Source organism: Geminicoccus sp., from assembly GCF_035556675.1.
Taxonomy (GTDB): Bacteria; Pseudomonadota; Alphaproteobacteria; order Geminicoccales; family Geminicoccaceae; genus Geminicoccus.
On the sequence record NZ_DATMFZ010000376.1, the window covers coordinates 1 to 16,154 of the forward strand.

12 protein-coding genes and 2 pseudogenes are annotated in these 16,154 nt (G+C 68.7%); 7 read left to right on the forward strand and 7 right to left on the reverse strand.

The window, feature by feature from the left end:
* The first annotated feature begins 465 nt into the window (after positions 1-465).
* On the forward strand, positions 466-1,872 hold the full coding sequence (locus VNS22_RS26620) for an LLM class flavin-dependent oxidoreductase (RefSeq protein ID WP_325737968.1): 1,407 nt from the start codon (positions 466-468) through the stop codon (positions 1,870-1,872).
* A 38-nt stretch (positions 1,873-1,910) separates the two neighbouring features.
* On the opposite strand, the gene VNS22_RS26625 is transcribed toward VNS22_RS26620, so the two are convergent.
* The 3 genes from VNS22_RS26625 to VNS22_RS26635 all read right to left on the reverse strand — a co-directional run bounded on the left by VNS22_RS26625 (position 1,911) and on the right by VNS22_RS26635 (position 5,551).
* On the reverse strand, positions 1,911-3,137 hold the full coding sequence (locus VNS22_RS26625; protein WP_325737970.1) for an acyl-CoA dehydrogenase family protein: 1,227 nt from the start codon (positions 3,135-3,137) through the stop codon (positions 1,911-1,913).
* Positions 3,138-3,205: 68 nt separating this feature from the next.
* Positions 3,206-4,501, reverse strand: coding sequence for an O-acetylhomoserine aminocarboxypropyltransferase/cysteine synthase family protein (locus VNS22_RS26630; RefSeq protein ID WP_325737972.1), 1,296 nt, complete (start codon positions 4,499-4,501; stop codon positions 3,206-3,208).
* A gap of 12 nt (positions 4,502-4,513) precedes the next feature.
* A complete protein-coding gene (locus tag VNS22_RS26635; RefSeq protein WP_325737974.1) occupies positions 4,514-5,551 on the reverse strand; it encodes an isopenicillin N synthase family oxygenase in 1,038 nt (345 codons plus the stop codon).
* Between the two features lie 267 nt (positions 5,552-5,818).
* On the opposite strand from VNS22_RS26635, the gene VNS22_RS26640 reads away from it, so the two are divergent.
* The 6 genes and pseudogenes from VNS22_RS26640 to VNS22_RS26665 all read left to right on the forward strand — a co-directional run bounded on the left by VNS22_RS26640 (position 5,819) and on the right by VNS22_RS26665 (position 11,781).
* Entirely contained in the window at positions 5,819-6,367 is a 549-nt protein-coding gene (locus tag VNS22_RS26640) for an NAD(P)H-dependent oxidoreductase (protein WP_325737976.1), read from the forward strand.
* Between the two features lie 24 nt (positions 6,368-6,391).
* Positions 6,392-7,771 carry an LLM class flavin-dependent oxidoreductase gene (locus VNS22_RS26645; protein ID WP_325737978.1) on the forward strand — a complete coding sequence of 460 codons (1,380 nt, stop codon included), beginning with the start codon at positions 6,392-6,394 and terminating at the stop codon, positions 7,769-7,771.
* Positions 7,772-7,806: 35 nt separating this feature from the next.
* A complete protein-coding gene (locus tag VNS22_RS26650; protein ID WP_325737980.1) occupies positions 7,807-8,373 on the forward strand; it encodes a peroxidase-related enzyme in 567 nt (188 codons plus the stop codon).
* 21 nt (positions 8,374-8,394) lie between these two features.
* A complete protein-coding gene (locus VNS22_RS26655; RefSeq protein ID WP_325737982.1) occupies positions 8,395-9,018 on the forward strand; it encodes a peroxidase-related enzyme in 624 nt (207 codons plus the stop codon).
* Between the two features lie 22 nt (positions 9,019-9,040).
* Positions 9,041-10,412, forward strand: a pseudogene (locus tag VNS22_RS26660) (LLM class flavin-dependent oxidoreductase).
* A gap of 298 nt (positions 10,413-10,710) precedes the next feature.
* Complete coding sequence (locus VNS22_RS26665; RefSeq protein WP_325737985.1) at positions 10,711-11,781, forward strand: nitronate monooxygenase; 1,071 nt, start codon at positions 10,711-10,713, stop codon at positions 11,779-11,781.
* Here the strand turns inward: VNS22_RS26665 and VNS22_RS26670 are convergent.
* The 4 genes and pseudogenes from VNS22_RS26670 to VNS22_RS26685 form a co-directional block, all read right to left on the reverse strand.
* Positions 11,732-13,171 carry an FAD/NAD(P)-binding protein gene (locus VNS22_RS26670; protein WP_325737987.1) on the reverse strand — a complete coding sequence of 480 codons (1,440 nt, stop codon included), beginning with the start codon at positions 13,169-13,171 and terminating at the stop codon, positions 11,732-11,734. The genes VNS22_RS26665 and VNS22_RS26670 overlap by 50 nt on opposite strands.
* Positions 13,168-14,163: an ABC transporter permease gene (locus VNS22_RS26675; protein WP_325737989.1), complete on the reverse strand. Its 996-nt coding sequence runs from the start codon at positions 14,161-14,163 to the stop codon at positions 13,168-13,170. The genes VNS22_RS26670 and VNS22_RS26675 overlap by 4 nt, the downstream gene beginning before the upstream one ends.
* Complete coding sequence (locus tag VNS22_RS26680) at positions 14,160-15,818, reverse strand: sugar ABC transporter ATP-binding protein (RefSeq protein WP_325737991.1); 1,659 nt, start codon at positions 15,816-15,818, stop codon at positions 14,160-14,162. Before VNS22_RS26680 ends, VNS22_RS26675 begins: the two co-directional genes overlap by 4 nt.
* Before the next feature lie 15 nt (positions 15,819-15,833).
* A pseudogene (locus VNS22_RS26685) lies at positions 15,834-16,154 on the reverse strand (hypothetical protein); the annotation flags it as partial.

Below are 16,154 nucleotides of genomic sequence, written 5' to 3' on the forward strand. Positions count from 1 at the left end.
CCACCGCTTCCGCCATAGATCGCTGATAACCTGTTGCCCAACATGGGAACTGCAGCATCCACTGCCTTCTGGTCCCAACGATTGTCTCAACGGAGTGCTTCGATACCTTCTGGGCCGATGCAATTTGGCAGGTTAAACTAGATCCTTCTGCCGCTCAGAGGAGACCAAGCTTTCGCGGGGAAGATCTTGCGGGACAGGCAAACAATTCGGGATGGATTATAAGACTAGGAACGAAGCGTTCTGCAGATGCGGCCTACAGTTATGCTCACGAATGTCTTGCAACATGCAGTTCCGTAGTCTTTGCGCCTGGGATCCGCAGCGGAACTGCTCTCGCTCATCAGGCATGCCAACTCCTGTTCTTTATGGAAATTACAGATTTTGTAGGGTTCACGTTGTGGCTAGAGCGCGGCAAACCGGGGCTGCGCGAAGGACGCATGCCTCCACGTGCTGACGACGGGAACCATGATGACCAGGCAGATCCGCTTCAACGCCTTCGACATGAACTGCGTCGGCCACCAGTCGCCGGGCCTATGGGCGCATCCGGACGACCGATCCTGGACCTACAAGGACCTGGAGTATTGGCAGGACCTGGCGCGGACCCTGGAGCGCGGGGTGTTCGACGGCATCTTCATCGCCGACGTGATCGGCTATTACGACGTCTACAAGGGCAGCAACTACCACGCCCTGCACCAAGCGGCGCAGATCCCGGTCAACGACCCGATCCAGCTGGCGGCACCGATCGCGCTGGCGACCGAGCATCTGGGCATCGGCATCACCGCATCCACCTCGTTCGAGCACCCCTACACCTTCGCCCGCCGCCTCTCGACCGCCGACCACCACACCAAGGGCCGGGTCGGCTGGAACATCGTGACCTCCTATCTGGAAAGCGGTGCGAAGAATGTCGGTGAGGGCGGGCTGCGCCGGCACGACAACCGGTACGAGGTCGCCGCCGAGTATCTGGAAGTGATCTACAAGCTGCTGGAAGGCAGCTGGGAGGACGGGGCGGTCGTCCGGGACCAGGAGAAGCGCGTCTTCACCCACCCGGAAAAGGTCCACGAGATCGGGCACAAGGGCCGCTTCTTCGAGGTGCCGGGCTATCATCTCTGCGAGCCCTCCCCGCAGCGCACGCCCGTGCTCTACCAGGCGGGCGCGTCCGGTCCGGGCAAGGCGTTCGCCGCGCAGCATGCGGAGTGCGTGTTCGTCAGCGCACCCACCCAGCCGATCCTCAAATCCTATGTCGCCGACATCCGCGAGCGGGCCGCCAGGGCCGGGCGCGATCCGCGCGAGCTCTACATCTATACGCTGGTGACGCTGATCGTCGACGAGACCGACGCCAAGGCCCAGGCCAAGTTCGAGGAGTACCAGCGCTACGTCTCCTATGACGGCTCGCTGGTGTTCATGTCCGGCTGGACCGGCATCGATTTTGGCCAGTACGCACCCACCGACCTCGTGCGCAAGGTCGAGACCAACGCGATCGTCTCGGCGATCGAGCATCTGGCCGCTGGCGGACGGGCCTGGACCATCGAGGAACTGGCCGCCTGGGGCGGGATCGGCGGGATGGGCCCCGTCTTTGTCGGCTCGGCGGCGACTGTGGCCGACATCCTGCAGAGCTGGGTCGAGGCGACCGATGTCGACGGCTTCAACCTGGCCTATGCGGTGACGCCGGAAACCTTCGAGAGCATCGTGGGCTACTTGGTGCCGGAACTGCAGGCGCGCGGCGTCTACCCCACCGCCTACCGGCCGGGCACGCTGCGCGAGAAGCTGTTCGGCAAGGGCCCCCGCCTGGGCGCGCCGCACCCGGCGGCCGCCTATCGCGACATCGAGGCGGTCAAGCGGGCCGAGGCGGTGCGGGAAGCAGCCGCAGCCGAATGAGCGGCTGCGGCTGACGGGCAATCGGCCGAGCCTGCGGATCAGGCTTGGCCGATATGCCACTGGAAGGGCGGCGGCGTGCGGTTGACGGCATAGTCGCCGACGATCCGCTCCTTGTAGATCAGCGGGTTGTGCGACGACACGGTGCGGGCGTTGCGCCAGTGCCGGTCGAGCCCCTTGCTGCGGAGGGTGGCCGAGGCACCCAGCGCGTCGAAGGCCTGGGTGGTGGCGTCCAGGACCAGGCTCGCGATCGTGGTCTGTGCCTGGGCGATCTCGATCTCGGCGCGGATGTTGGCCGCCTCGCTCGCCTCGGGTTCCCCTTTCAGCGTCGCGTCACGGCAGCGCTGCAGCGCCCGGACCGCATGCTGCAGGATGCCGCCCGCCGCATAGGCCTGGCTGTGGACCCGGCCGACCACCTGCAAGACCTGCGGATCCCGGCTGGCCCGATCCGCAGCGCCATGGGTGTAGGTGCGCTGCCGCTCCGCCACGGCCTCGGCGACTTCCTCGGCGGCGGCGCGGACGATGCCTACCAGCGTCGCCAGATGGTTCACCTGCAGCCAAGCCGCGGAATAGCCGAAGGTCTCGCCGGCCGGCCGGATCTCTTCCCCGGCGACGGGAACGTCGACGAAGCTGGCGGTGCCGCTGCCGGTGAGCGTCTGGCCAAAGCCATCCCAATCGTCGACGATCGACACGCCCGAAGCTCTGGTCGGAACATGGACGGAGACATGCTCATCCGCCTCGTCGACTGCACCGACATTGATCCAGTCGGCGAAGATCGAACCGGTCGTGTAGTACTTGGTGCCGTTCAGCCGCCAGCCTTCACCGTCGCGCACGACCCGGGTGGCGAAAGTGCCGGCCTTGGCGCCCGTGTTCACCTCGGTCCAGGCGCTGCCGATCGTCTCGCCCTTCGCGAGCCTCGCGATCCACCGGTCCCGCCAGTTGCTGCCCGGGGCAACCAGCACGTTCTCCACCGACTGGAAGTGGACCCGCAGCGCCTGCGGAAGATTGGAATCCGCCTGGGCGAGTTCCGCCAGGAGCTCGAAGAACTCCGCAATGGTGGCGCCGGCGCCGCCGACCTCTTCGGGCAGCAGCACGGCACCGAAGCCTGCCTCCTTCAGCCAGCCCAGCTGCTCGACGGGCAGACGGCGCTCCAGCTCGCGCTGGACCGCGCCCTGGCGGATGCGCTCGAACAGCGGCCGGAACCGCGCTGCCAGCCCGGCATAGCGGGCAGTTGGACCAACGCCCCAAACACCTGTCGTCCTGGTCAAGCCATCCGTCTCCCGACATAGAGGTTGAACTGCCGCCTGCCGGTTAAGCGGCGGGCGCGCGTCCCGGTTCAGGCCTGCTCCAGCGCCTGGCGCAGGTCGGCCAGGATGTCGTCCGGATGCTCGATGCCGATCGAAAGCCGCACATAGCCAGGTGTCACGCCGGCCGCGAGCTGCTCCCCGGCAGTGAGCTGAGAGTGGGTCGTGGTCGAGGGATGGATCGCCAGCGATCGGACGTCTCCGATATTGGCGACGTGGTAGAACAGCCGGAGCGCATCGATGAAGCGGCGGCCGGCTTCCCGCCCGTCCTTCAGCTCGAAGCCTACCAGGGCCCCGAACCCGCCCTGCAGGTAGGTGGTCGCCCGCCTGCCCGCATCGCCGCCCTGCAGGCCGGGGAAGATCACGCGCTCGACCTTGGGATGGCCGTTCAGGAAGTCCGCGACCTTGACCGCGTTGCGATTGTGCTGGGCGATCCGCAGCGGCAGCGTCTCCAGTCCCTGGATGAACTGGAACGCGGCGAACGGGGTGAGTGCCGCGCCGATGTCGCGCAAGAGCGTGGTGCGGATCCGCAGGACATAGGCGATCGGCCCGAGTGGCCGGGCCAGCTCCACCCAGATCCGATTCTGGTAGCTGGGGTCAGGCGCGTTGAGCTGCGGGAAGCGCGCGGCATGTTCCTCCCAGGGGAAGTTGCCGCCATCGATGATGGCCCCGCCGATCGTGGTGCCATGGCCGCCCAGATACTTGGTGGCCGAGTAGACCACCACGGCAGCACCATGTTCGAGCGGGCGGACGGTGAGCGGGGCAGCGGTATTGTCGACGATCAGCGGGATGCCCAGCCTGCGCCCGATTTCGGCGACCTCGCGGATCGGGAAGACCTGGAGCTTCGGGTTGGGCAGGGTCTCGGCATAGTAAGCCTTGGTGCGCTCGTCGCTGGCCCGGCGGAAGTTCTCCGGATCGGCCGGATCGACGAAGCGCGCCTCGATGCCGAACCGCTTCAGGGTTGCCGCGAACAGGTTCCAGGTGCCGCCATAGAGATCGGTCGACACCACCACATTGTCGCCGGCCTCGGCGAGGTTGAGGACCGAGAAGGCGGACGCTGCCTGGCCGGACGCCACCACCAGTGCCGCGACCCCGCCCTCCAGGGCAGCCAAGCGCGTTTCCAGTGCTTCCTGGGTCGGGTTGGAAACCCGCGTATAGATGTGGCCGATCTCCTCCAGCCCGAACAGGCGGTCGGCATGCGCCGTGTCCTGGAACTGGAAGGAGGTCGACTGGTAGATCGGTACCGCCACTGCACCGGTCACGGGATCGGCGCGCCAGCTGCCGCCATGGATGGCCAGGGTCTCCGGCCGGGTCGTCTCCAGGGTCATCGCCGGATCTCCTCAGCTCACCACGGCCGGTACGGGTCGCACGTTTGACTCCAGCAGGTCGGCATAGTGCCGCTCGGCCACGTCGGGATGCGAGCGCAGCCGGCCCTTGAGGAAGTTGCGGCCGACCTCGTAGAATAGCGGGTTGTCCGGGTCGCGTGCCGGCCCGGTGGCCTCGGCACGCAGATCCGGCGACAGCTCCAGGAGCGGAATGGTCGAATCGAGCGCGGCACCGAAGAAATAGGCGACCGATAGCCGGTCGGTCCCGGCGGGCGGGGTCACCACGCGGTGGACGGTCGCGCGGAGATAGCCGTCCGAGGCCATCTCCAGCACCTCGCCGACATTGACGATGAAAGTACCAGGCACCGGCGCGGCATCGATCCAACCATCCTCCGATTCGACCTGCAGCCCGCCTCGGTCGCCCTGCAGAAGCAGGGTGAGGAAGCCGCTGTCCTTGTGCGCGCCCACGCCCTGATCGCCCTCGGTGGCATCGCGACCGGGATAGCGGATGATCTTGATGTGCTGGTTGGGCGCCGACGCGTAGATCGGCTGGAAGACATGCTCGTCCTGGCCGAGCGCCACGGCGAAAGCGCGCAGCAGCCGGATGGCGACACCGGTCAGCTCCTCCTGCCAGCGCAGCAGCACGGGCTTCAGCTCCGGCAGTGCGTCGGGCCACTGGTTCGGCCCCTGCAGCCGCGTCCAGGCTGGCGTGTCGGGGCGGCGCGGCACGGCCGGGCGCTCGGCATTGATGTCCAGCTGTTCGCGCCAGTCGCGCCTGCCGCGGGTGATCTCGTGGCCGACCCGGGTGTAGCCGCGGAAATGCGGCGAGTTCACCATATCGATCGCCAGCTTGTCCGCTTCCGGCAGCTCGAAGAAGCGGCGGGAGGTGGCGACCACGTCGTTCACCAGCTGCTCGGGCACGCCGTGCCCGGTGAGGTAGAAGAAGCCGACCGTCCGCGCGGCGTGGCGAAGATCCGCCAGGAACGCCTCGCGTTCCGAAGGGCCGGCGTCGAAGCGGGAGAGGTCGAGAACCGGCAGTGCGGGCGAGGTCATTCCTGGCGTACTCCGTCGAGGCCGCTGCCGAGGGGAGCCGGCAGCGCCCCATTCAGATCCAGGGCGGCGGGCCGTTTGTCTACTTAGTTGATCTATTTTATCGGTTAAGCCTGTCCCATGCTCCCGCCGTCCAAGAGTCCCTGGCGGCCAGCCGGTTAATTGATATTGTTGATAAACTTAATCGACATATGCCGTGCGATGATCCCTGATGGTTGGCAGCCGGCAGTGCCGGCCACGCAAACCGCAGTCATCAGGGATCCAGCCGCAGTGTCTCATCCACGCATCGTCGGCCTCAGCGGCAGCCTGTCGGCCATTTCGCGGACCCGTACCCTGCTGGACGGGATCATCGGGCAGATCCGCACGGGCAGCGACGCCGGCGCCCAGATCATCGACGTGGCCGAGCTGGGCGCGGCCCTTGGTCCCCTGCGGTCGCGCGACCAGGCGCCGCCCGAGCTGGAAGCCGCGTTCCGCGCGGTCGAGGCTGCCGACCTGCTGCTGGTCGCCTCGCCGACCTACAAGGGCTCCTATAGCGGCCTGTTCAAGCACTTCATCGACTTCATCGACTACAAGGCCCTGGTCGGCCGGCCGGTGGGCCTGATCGCCACCGGCGGCAGCGACCGCCATGCCCTGGTGGTCGAGCACCAGCTGCGCCCGCTGTTCGCCTTCTTCGTGGCACGCACCCTGCCCACCGCCCTGTTCGTGCCGGACCGCGCCATCGTGGACGGCCGGGTCGACGACCCGCTGCTGCGCCAGCGCATCGATCAGCTGGTCGAGGAAGCGCGGCTGGTGCTGCCGGCCCGGGCACTCGCCGCCTGATCTCATTCCACCAAGGACCGCGCCATGGCCAAGCGCCTGATCTTCAACGCGTTCGCGATGAACTCGGTTTCCCACGTATATCATGGGCTCTGGCGGCGGGACGACACCGCGCAGGTCCGGTTCAACGATCTTTCCACCTGGATCGAGGTCGCGAAGATCGCCGAGCGCGGCCGGTTCGACGCCCTGTTCTTCGCCGACATCATCGGCGTGGATCCCGTCTACAAGGGCAGCTGGGACACCTTCCTCACCGAGACGGTGCAGATCCCGGTCAACGACTCCTTCACGCTGGTCGCGGCCCTGGTGGGCGCCACCGAGAATCTCGGCCTGACCTTCACGAGTTCCATCCTGCAGGCGCATCCCTTCGACCTCGCCCGCAAGGTCTCGACGCTCGACCATCTGAGCAAGGGGCGGGTCGGCTGGAACATCGTCACCAGCGTCAGCCACAACGCTGCGCAGAACTTCGGCTTCGACCGGATCGTGCCCCACGACGAGCGCTATCGCTGGGCGCATGAATATGTCGACGTCGTCTACAAGCTCTGGGAGGGCTCCTGGGACGAGGACGCCCTGGTCGAGGACCGGCAGCGCAACTTCTACGCCGATCCGGGCAAGGTCCATCGGATCTTCCACGAGAGCGAGCGCTACAAGGTCCTGGGTCCCCATCTGACCACCCCTTCCCCGCAGCGTACGCCCGTCCTGTTCCAGGCAGGCTCGTCCAAGGCCGGCCGCGCCTTCGCCGCGAAGAACGCCGAGGGGACGTTCATCGTCAGCAAGAACCCGGACGGTGCCCGCCGGCTGGTGAACGAGGTGCGTGGCCAGGTGGCGGCGGCCGGCCGCGATCCGCACGACCTCCTGTTCATCCAGGGCATGGCGTTCGTGGTCGGCAGCACCGAGGAGGAGGCGCAACGCAAGGCTCGCAACCTGGCGGAGGACATCAGCCTGGACGGGCTGGCCGCACATATCAGCCGCGACCTCGGCGTCGACCTCGGCCTGCTCGACCCGGACCGGCCGATCGACGAGGCCGAGATCGAGGGTGTGCAGGGCCTGGTCCGGGTGTTCCAGGAGGCTCATCCCGGCCAGCGCCCGACCGTGCGCGACCTGGCCAGCGCCTATGCGCTGAACGCCCAGGTCATCGGCACCCCTGAGCAGATCGCCGACCAGCTGGAGCTGTGGCGGGATGCCGGGATCGACGGCGTGAACGTCATCTACCACACCCTGCCGGGCTCGTTCGCCGAGTTCGCGGACCATGTCATGCCGGTCCTGCGCCAGCGCGGCCTGGCCCAGCAGGACTACGCGCCCGGCACCTATCGCGAGCGCCTGTTCCAGGGCCGCGGCCCCAGGATCAACGAGCGTCACCCGGCCGCCCGCTATCGCGGTGCCTTCACCCCGGCCCGCGCGGCGGCCTGACCGAATCATCCATCCGCAGAATCAAGGAGGCCATCATGTCCGACCCGATACTTGCCGACGACGTGGTCATCTCCCGACTGGGTCCGGCGGACGAGGCCGGCCTGCCCGAGGACGTCCGGGCGCTGCTCGCCGATCATCACCACGAGAACTGGATCCAGGTGCTGTCGGTCAATCCCGACACCGCCCGGCGCTTTGCCGCCTATTTCGGCAGCCTGTTCGCCGCGAAGGGTCGGCAGCTGCCGCTGGCCGAGCGCGAGCTGATCGCCGTGGTGGTCTCTGCGACCAACGGGTGCGGCCTGTGCGAGATCCACCACACGCGTGCGCTGGGCGACGTGCTGGACGATCCGGCCCGCGCCCGGCGGATCGCGCTCGACCATCATCTGGCGGGGCTCAGCCCGCGCGAGGCCGCCCTGGCCCATCTGGCCGAGAAGATCACCCGCTCGCCCAAGACGGTGGAGCCGGCCGACCTGCAGCAGCTGCGCACGCTCGGCTTCAGCGAGCCGGAGATCCTGGAGGCAGTCGAGACCATCGCCTGGTTCAACCATACCAACCGGATCTTCATCTCGCTGGGCGTGCTCCCGGATGAGAAGCACTTCCACTGACCAGCTGAGGAGGCAGGCGTCATGGCCAATGTCACGGCCGTCGAGCGCACCGAGTTCGACCCACCTCTGCCGATCGCGGCGTCCGGCGAGCCGGTCTCCCGGCTGGCTGTGGCCGATGAGGCAAGGCTGCCGGACGAACTCCGCCGGATCTTCGCCCGGTTCCGCGAGCATTACGGCTTCGTGCCCAACTGGCTGAAGGCCCTGGCGGTCAATCCCGGCACCGCATTGCGCATGGTCCGCTTCTACGAGCATCTGTTCGATCCGCGGCAGAGCGCGCTCACCGCAGCGGAGCGCGAGCTGATCGCGGTGGTCACGTCCGCCACCAACCACTGCGCCTACTGTGTGTTCAACCATACCCAGGCGCTCGGCACCGCGCTGGACGACCGGGTCCGGGCGCGGCGGATCGCGCAGGGCTTCCGCCATGTCCGCCTGAGCCCGCGCGAGCTGGCCCTGGCGGAGGTGGTCGAGACGCTTGCCGAGGCGCCCCAGCATCTGGGCGACCCGGACCTGGACCGGCTGCGCGACGAAGGCTTCGACCAGGCCGCCATCGTGGAGATCCTCGAGGTGGCGGCATTCTTCGCCTACGCCAACCGGCTGACCATCGCGCTGAACGTCGTGCCCGACGCGCAGTTCTTCGCCGCCTGACGTCCCGGAGCCGGACCAGCCCATGGCCAAGCGCCTGATCTTCAACGCCTTCGCCATGAACAGCGTGTCCCATGTCTATCATGGGCTCTGGCGCCATCCGGATTTCCGGCAGATCGGCTTCAACGAGCTGGGCAACTGGCTGGACCTGGCCCGGCTCCTGGAATGGGGGCGGGTTCGACGCCCTGTTCCTGGCCGACGTGCTGGGCCTGGACCCGGCCTACAAGGGGTCGGTGGACACCTATGTCCATGAGGGCCTGCATTTTCCGACCAGCGATCCGGGGGTGCTGGCCGCAGCGCTGGTCGGCGCCACCGAGCATCTGGGCCTGGCGTTCACCAGCTCGATCCTCCAGGAGCATCCCTTCAACTTTGCCCGCAAGGTGACGACGCTCGACCACTTAAGCCGCGGCCGCGTCGCCTGGAACATCGTCACCAGCGTGGGCGACGCCGCAGCGCGCAATTTCGGCCTGGACAGGGCCGTGCCCCATGACGAGCGCTATGCCTGGGCGGAAGAATATGTCGAGGTGCTCTACAAGCTCTGGGAGGGCTCCTGGGAGGATGGCGCCGTCCTGGCCGACCGGGCGGCAGGCATCTATGCCGATCCCGCCCGCATCCACCGGATCGGCCATGCCGGCCGGCGCTACCGGGTCCAGGGGCCGCACCAGACCTCGCCCTCGCCGCAGCGCACGCCCGTCCTGATCCAGGCCGGCTCGTCACGGGCCGGGCGGGCGTTCGCGGCGCGCAATGCCGAGGCGACCTTCATCGTCAGCCTGACGCCCGAGGCCGCCGCCGTGGCGGTGGCCGACATCCGCCAGCAGTTGCGGGCGAACGGGCGCCGCGACGACGACTTCCTGTTCATCCAGGGCCTGAGCTTCGTGGTCGGCAGCACCGAGGAGGAGGCCTGGCGCAAGTCGCGGGCGATCGACGAGTATGTCAGCACGGACGGGCTCGCCGCCCATGTCAGCCGCGACCTCGGCATCGACTTCGGCACGCTCGATCCGGACCGGCCGATCGAGGAGTACCAGATCGAAGGGTTGCAGGGCTTCGTGCGCTTCTACGAGGAAGCCTATCCCGGCAGGAAGGCGACCGCGGCCACGCTCGCCCATGCCATGTCCTACAATGGCCGGATCGTCGGCACGCCCGAGCAGATCGCCGACCAGCTGGAGCGCTGGCAGGCGGCCGGCATCGATGGGGTGAACGTCGCGTACCAGACCATGCCGGGCTCGTTCGTCGAGTTCATCGAGCACGTGATCCCGGTCCTCCAGGCCCGCGGCCTGGCCCAGCGGGACTATGCGCCCGGCACGCTGCGCGAGAAGCTGTTCGCCGGCCGACCGGCCATCCTGAACGACCGCCATCCGGCTGCGCGCTGGCGTGGCGCCTTCGGGCGGGCCGCCTGATCCCGTAAGCCGGGCGGACAATCTGTCGAAGAATCTCGACAGGGACAGGCGCTCGGGTTCGTTTCGTAAAACGTGATCGTGCCATCCGGCGCGAAGCCGGGTCCGGGCCGGAAACGGACAGGATAGCCGAAAACGACGCTGGTGCCCAACCGGAAGACGGGCATGGCCTGGAGGGCGGTCGGGATCACGCCTGCGCGCGCTTTCCCGGATCGCTCTCACCCGGCCCGTTCTTCCCGCTATGCTGCCGTCAGCCAGCCCGGGGCAAAGGCACCGGAAAAGTCACGGGAGGATCGGGAAGATGTGGCCGAGCCGGCGAATCCAGGATCTGCTCGGCATCGAGCTGCCGATCATCCAGGCGCCGATGGCGGGACCGGTGTCGGCCGAGATGGTGATCGCGGTCGCCGAAGCCGGCGGCCTGGGCTCGCTGCCCTGCGCCATGCTCACGCCCGAGCAGGCGCGCACCGAGCTCGGCATCATCCGCCAGCGCACGTCGCGGCCGATCAATGTCAACTTCTTCTGCCACCGGCCGGCGCCGCCCGACCCGGCACGCGAGCAGGCTTGGCGCGAACGGCTGCAGCCCTACTACGCGGAACTCGGCCTCGATCCGGCGACGCCGGCGGCCAGCGCCAACCGCACGCCGTTCGACAGCGCCATGTGCGATGTCGTGGCGGAGTTCGCGCCCGAGGTGGTCAGCTTCCATTTCGGGCTGCCCGAGAAGCCCCTGCTCGACCGGGTCCGGGCGAGCGGCGCCAGAATCCTGTCCTCGGCCACCACGGTGGAGGAAGCGCGCTGGCTGGAGCGCCAGGGCTGCGACGCGATCATCGCCCAGGGCTACGAGGCGGGCGGGCATCGCGGCATGTTCCTGAGCGACGACATCACGGGCCAGGCCGGCACGATGGCGCTGGTTCCGCAGATCGTCGATGCGGTGCAGGTGCCGGTGATCGCGGCGGGCGGCATCGGCGATGGCCGAGGCATCGTGGCGGCGTTCGCGCTGGGTGCCACGGCCGTGCAGCTCGGCACCGCCTATCTGTTCTGCCCGGAGGCCAAGGTCGGGCCGGCGCATCGGGCCGCCCTCAGGAACGCCCGGGACGACCGGACGGTGCTGACCAACGTGTTCACCGGCCGCCCGGCGCGCGGGATCGTCAACCGCATCGTCCGCGAGGCCGGCCCCATGTCCGATCTGGCGCCGGCCTTCCCGATGGCCGCCGGCGCCCTGGCACCGTTGCGGGCAAGCGCCGAGGCCGCAGGATCGGGGGATTTCACGCCGCTCTGGTCGGGACAGGCGGCAGCGCTGGGCCGGGAAATGCCGGCAGGCGAGCTCACCCGGCAGCTTGCCGCTGACGCACTGGCAAAATGGGGACAGCGGTAGGAGGCAGGCCGGCAAGCCGGTCCGCCAGTGCCCCGGCCTGCGCAACGATGTCGGGTACGGCGGTGCTCTCCCACCACAGCCCCCGCAGCGGCGGCCCGAGGGCGAACAGGCGGCCGGACGGCCTGCCGGAACGGCCGATCACCGCCCCTCCGGCATCCGCGTCGATTCCGAGCCCGACCGGCCCCGGTCGCACGTGACCGCGACGCAGAAGGTTGCGCGGGAACGCATGGCGCACCCTGGTCCAGTCATACTCGATGCCGCTGGAATTGATCACGGCATCGACATGCAGCACCGCCGGCGCGCTGGCGTGACGGTCGCGCAGCTCGATGGTGACCATGCCGTCTGCCGCCTGGCGGATTGCGTGGATGGTGGCGGCACGGACCGACAGCCGCCCGGCCGCACGCAGGCTCGCGACCAGGGCGCCGGATTCCGGTGGGGAGCGGTGATGATGCGACTCCCACCAGGGTCGCAGGTGGCGCACGAACCGGCGGCGCACCTCGTCGCTGGCCTCGCTCCACAGCCGCGCGATGTGCGGCCGGATCGGGTCGACGACCGACTGCCAGTCGCCGCCCTTGACCTGTTCGACCCGGCAGAGGCGGCGGACCTTGCGCAGGAGGCGCACGAGGCTCTCGGCGGTCTCGTCCTTCAGGGCATCCGGCCCGGCCGGAGCGGCCCGGCGCGGATGGGCCACCTGACCATGACGCGAGATCACGTGGATCGGGCCGCGATGGCCCGCCTGCTCGAGCGACACCACCGCGTCGACCATGCTGAGGCCAGACCCCACGATCGCGACCGCACCATCCTTCGGCAGTGCCCCGATCGCCGCCGGGTCCCAGGGATCGTGCAGGATGCGCCGGGGCAGGCCCGGCCGCGGGTCATCCCGAAGGGCGCGGACCGCCGGGAACAGGCCGGTCGCCAGCACGACCGCGTCCCCGGCCAAGCTCTGCCCGTCCGCCAGCGTCAGCACTGCCCTGCCCTGCTCAGCTACGTTCAGGTCGACGGCCTCGCGCTGCACATGTTCCAGGGACGCGCCACGCTCCGCCCCCCTGGCTGCCGCCTGCGCCAGGACATGCCGGGCATAGAGCCCCATGATGGCGCGCGGGACATAGGCGTTGCGCAGGTCGGCCGGCGCCTCCGGCCAGCCGCCTTCGGCAAAGTGGCGGGCCAGCCAGTGCAGGAAGTGGTCGGGGTCGTCCGGCTGCAGCGAGAAGCGGTACGCCTCGGCATTGAGGAGATGGCCGGGCAGCGGCGAGGAGTAGGCAAGACCCCGGCCGAGCTCCGGCCGCGGCTCGATGATCCGGACAGCGCTGCCCGGACGGCTCCGTTCCAGCAGCGCTGCCGCCAGGGCGGCGCCAGAGAGGCCGCCGCCCACGATCAGGATCTCGCTCATTTGACGACGGAGGCCACGGCACTTTCCCGGCTCACCAGCACGGCACCGATGACCACCACGCCCTTCACGATCATCTGCGAGTATTGCGACACGCCCATCAGGTTCAGGCCGTTGTCGAGCATGGCGATGATCAGGACGCCGATCAGCGTGCGCTGCGGCCCGCCGACACCGCCGGCCAGCGAGGTGCCACCCACCACGATCGCAGCCAGGCTGTTGAGCAGGAGATCCTGGCCGAGCGAGGGCCCGGCCGCACCCAGCCGGGCCACGGCGAGGATGGCGCCGACGCCGGCGAGCAGGCCGGACAGGGCGAAGGCGTAGATCTTGTAGCGGCGCACCGGCACGCCCGCGGTGCGCGCCACGTTCTCGCCGCCGCCGATCAGGTACATGAAGCGGCCGAACCGGGTGCGCTCGGCGATGAACACCACGATCGCCCAGGCGATCAGCGCGCACAGCGCGATGTTGGGCAGGCGCGGGATCAGCTGGCCGATCGCGATTTCCTCGAAGCCCGGCACGGTGAACTGGATGGCGCGGCCCTCCAGGATCTGCAGGGCGATGCCGCTGAAGATCGAGAGCGAGCCCAGCGTCACCACGAAGGAGGGAATCCGGCCGAACGCATAGATCAGCCCGTTGGCCAGCCCCAGCGCCGCGCCCAGCGCTGCCGCCACCGGCAGCACCAGCCAGCCCACGCCGGTGGCGTTCAGGATGATCACGCTGGCTGCCCCCACCAGCAGCACGATGGCGCCTACCGACAGGTCGATGCTGCCCATCAGCACCACGAAGGTGGTACCCAGGCAGACGATCAGCAGCGTGCCGGCCTGACCGGTGATCGCGGTGAAATTGCGCAGGGTCGCGAAGGAATCGGTGGCGAGCGAGAAGAACACCACCAGCGCCACGACCACCGCCACCGGCAGCCACAGGCCGTTGTTGAGCTTCGTGAGGATGGAGCGGCGGCTGGCCAGAGCCAGGCGCGGGATTTGGCCTTGAGCGATCATGCGGGGATCTTCTGCTGGGAGGGGGCGTGCGGCAGGGCGTCGGCGGCACCGCCAGAGCCGGGCAGCATCCAGGCGACCAGCTCGCGTTCGCCGGGCTTGGCATCGGCAGGGGCCGCGACCTCGGTCACCACCCGGCCGCGCTGCATGATCAGGATGCGGTTGGACAGGCCGATCAGCTCGAGCAGCTCGTCGGTGATCAGGAGGATGCCCACGCCCTCGTCCGCCAGATCGCGGATCAGGGCGTAGATCTCCTCCTTGGCCCCGGCGTCGACGCCGCGCGTAGGGTTGTCGAGGATCAGCACCTTCGGCTTGCGGGCCAGCCAGCGGGCGAGCACCACCTTCTGCTGATTGCCCCCGGAGAGCCTGGTGCAGGGCAGGTTCGGCGTGCCGGAGCGCACCCGGAGCTGGCGGACATAGTGGTCGGCGGTGGCGAGCTCGTGCCGGCGGCGCCACAGGCCCAGCCGGCTGGTCAGGAGGTCGCTGCCGCTGGCGAGCGTCATGTTCCACGCGACGCTGAAGGGTGCGATCAGCCCGTCGGTCAGCCGCTCGGCCGGGACATAGCCCAGGCCGGCGCGCACGAAGCGGCCGATCTGCGGCTCGGCCGGTGCGCCACCGGCCAGCGCCACGCTGCCCGAGGCCGGCGGCTCCACCCCGGCGGCACCCTTGCCGAGGGCGCTCTTGCCGGAATCCAGGAGGCCGCCGATCCCGACCACCTCGCCGGCCCGCACCTCCAGACTCACGTCCTGATAGATGCCGGGCAGGTCGAGCCGGTCCAGGCGCAGCACGACCTCCTCCCGGTCGATCCGCCTCTGCCGGCGCTCATGGTAGAAGTCCGCCGCCCGCTCCCGCCCGACCATCAGCCCGTGCAGGGTCGCCTCGTCGGCCTCCTGCGCATCCAGCGCGGCGACCAGCTGGCCGTCCTTGAGGACATAGATCAGGTCGGAGATCTCCAGCACCTCGGTCAGTCGGTGCGAGACGAACAGGAGCGAGCCCTTGGCCTTCAGCTTCTCGACCAGGCGGAAGAACGCCTCCTCGTCACGTCGGTCGAGCGCGGAGGTCGGCTCGTCCAGCAGGATGAAGGGGCGCTCGATCCCGGCCAGATGCACAGGTCCCAGGCAGGCGCGCACGATCTCGATCGACTGGCGCTTGGAGAAGTCGTAGTCGCCGGTCCGCCGCCGCACGTCGATGTCGAGGCCGGCCTCCTCGACCATCCGCTCGGCGGCCGCGATCATCGCCTTGCGGTCGACGAACTGGCCAAGCCGGGTGAAGCGCGCCTCCTCCGAAAGCAGGAGGTTCTCGTAGACCGGCACGTTCTGGATCAGCGCCTGCTCCTGGAAGACGCGCGTCACCCCCTTCGCGGTGGCCTGCCCGTAGCCCTGCGGCGCGTAGGCTTCCCCATCCAGCCACATCCGCCCGGCGTCCGGCCGGACGATGCCGCTCAGGATGTTGAACAGGGTCGACTTGCCGGCGCCGTTCTCGCCGACGAAGGTCACCACCTTGTTGCGCGGCACGGTGAAGCCGACCTCGCTCAGGACGGTGTTGGCCTCGTAGCGCTTGGTCAGGCCCTCGGCGCGGAACAAGGGCGGCGGCTCGTTGCTGACGACCAGCTTCGGTCGCTCCAGGGTCAGGACGCCTGTCTGGGGATCATGGGTCATGGGTGCTCCCGGCAGTCACGCGTTCGGGGACGGGCCGATGAACTTCACCTGGTAGTGCTCGGCATATTCTGCCGTGACCGCTTCCCAATCGCCGTTGGCCCTGGCCTCGGTATATTCCTTGGGGTACTGCCAGCCGTCCGGCTTCGGCAGCCCGTCCCAGAGGATGTCGACGTCCAGCGGGAAGACCTCGTTCTGCGGGTCCCAGTCATCCGGGTGCAGGACCTTGGACATCCGCTGGTAGTCGAACGGTGCCACGCCGTTATTGTCGACATAGCGGCCGAAATAGCTGTCGATATTGTCCTGGGTGAGCAGGACCGAGCGCCAGCTGAGCAGCCG

What these genes read in the sequence shown, in the direction of transcription:
- VNS22_RS26620 (WP_325737968.1), top strand. Translation starts at nt 466, where the DNA reads ATGACCAGGCAGATCCGCTTCAACGCCTTCGACATGAACTGCGTCGGC.
- VNS22_RS26630 (WP_325737972.1), bottom strand. Translation starts at nt 4,501, where the DNA reads ATGACCCTGGAGACGACCCGGCCGGAGACCCTGGCCATCCATGGCGGC.
- VNS22_RS26635 (WP_325737974.1), bottom strand. Translation starts at nt 5,551, where the DNA reads ATGACCTCGCCCGCACTGCCGGTTCTCGACCTCTCCCGCTTCGACGCC.
- VNS22_RS26645 (WP_325737978.1), top strand. Translation starts at nt 6,392, where the DNA reads ATGGCCAAGCGCCTGATCTTCAACGCGTTCGCGATGAACTCGGTTTCC.
- VNS22_RS26650 (WP_325737980.1), top strand. Translation starts at nt 7,807, where the DNA reads ATGTCCGACCCGATACTTGCCGACGACGTGGTCATCTCCCGACTGGGT.
- VNS22_RS26655 (WP_325737982.1), top strand. Translation starts at nt 8,395, where the DNA reads ATGGCCAATGTCACGGCCGTCGAGCGCACCGAGTTCGACCCACCTCTG.
- VNS22_RS26665 (WP_325737985.1), top strand. Translation starts at nt 10,711, where the DNA reads ATGTGGCCGAGCCGGCGAATCCAGGATCTGCTCGGCATCGAGCTGCCG.
- VNS22_RS26670 (WP_325737987.1), bottom strand. Translation starts at nt 13,171, where the DNA reads ATGAGCGAGATCCTGATCGTGGGCGGCGGCCTCTCTGGCGCCGCCCTG.
- VNS22_RS26675 (WP_325737989.1), bottom strand. Translation starts at nt 14,163, where the DNA reads ATGATCGCTCAAGGCCAAATCCCGCGCCTGGCTCTGGCCAGCCGCCGC.
- VNS22_RS26680 (WP_325737991.1), bottom strand. Translation starts at nt 15,818, where the DNA reads ATGACCCATGATCCCCAGACAGGCGTCCTGACCCTGGAGCGACCGAAG.